At 71.1% G+C, this 1,161-nt stretch carries 1 protein-coding gene; it reads left to right on the top strand.

Going from position 1 to position 1,161, the window contains the following annotated elements:
• Positions 1-1,161: acyl-CoA dehydrogenase C-terminal domain-containing protein (locus tag I5W_RS28510; protein ID WP_044531784.1), on the top strand; the 1,161-nt coding region annotated here is incomplete at both ends.

Genomic DNA, 1,161 nt, shown 5'->3' with positions numbered 1-1,161 from the left:
ATCGTGCATCTCGTCCTCGCGCGGCTGCCCGATGCCCCCAAGGGCGTGAAGGGCATAAGCCTGTTCCTGGTGCCGAAATTCCTGCCCGCGCCGGACGGGACGCCGGGGGCGCGCAACGGCGTCACCTGCAGCGCCCTCGAGCACAAGATGGGCATCAAGGCCTCGGCCACCTGCCAGCTCTCCTTCGACGACGCCGTCGGCTGGCTCGTCGGCGAGCCGCACAAGGGCATGCGCGCGATGTTCACGATGATGAACAGCGAGCGCCTGTCGGTGGGAATCCAGGGGCTGGGCGCCGGCGAGGCGGCCTACCAGGGCGCCGTCGCCTATGCCCGCGAGCGCCTGCAGGGGCGCGCGCTCTCGGGTGCCAAGCGGCCGGACCTGGCCGCAGACCCGATCATCGTACATCCGGACGTGCGGCGCATGCTGATGACGATCCGCGCCTACAACGAGGGCGCCCGGGCGCTCGGCGGCTGGGTCGCCCGGAGCCTCGACGTGATGGAGCGCCATCCCGATCCGGCCGAACGGCGGCGGGCGGAGGATTTCTCGGCCCTGATGACGCCGGTGGTGAAGGCGCTGTTCACCGATCTCGGCTTCGAGGCGGCCAGCATCGGCCTGCAGGTCTACGGCGGCCACGGCTTCATCCGAGACCACGGCATGGAGCAGTATGTCCGCGATGCCCGGATCTCGATGATCTACGAGGGCACCAACGGCGTGCAGGCCCTCGACCTCGTCGGCCGCAAGCTCCCGGCCCATGCCGGCCGGCTGCTGCGCGGCTTCTTCCACCCGGTCCTCGCCTTCCTCGACGCGGCGCTGGAGGACGATGCCCTGGCGCCCCTCGCCCTGCCCGTGTCCAAGGCGTTCGGTGCGCTCCAGCTCGCCACCGCCCACATCGCGCAACGGGGCCTCAAGGATCCGGACGAGGCCGGCGCCGCCGCGACCGATTATCTGCGGCTGTTCGGCCTAGTGGCGCTCGGCTTCATGTGGGTGCGCGCCGCCAAGGTGGCGCAGGCGGCGCTGGCCGACGGAACGCCGGAGCGGGACTTCTACGAGGCCAAGCTCGCCACCGCCCGCTTCTTCATCGAGCGCATCCTGCCCCAGGTTGCCGGCCTGCTGGCGGCGATCAAGTCCGGCAAGGGCGCGATGATGGCCCTCGACGAGGCG

Origin of the sequence: Herbaspirillum sp. B65 (assembly GCF_000333555.1) — a bacterium.
GTDB lineage: Bacteria > Pseudomonadota > Gammaproteobacteria > Burkholderiales > Burkholderiaceae_D > Herbaspirillum > Herbaspirillum rubrisubalbicans.
This window is presented reverse-complemented; position numbering and strand designations above follow the sequence as displayed.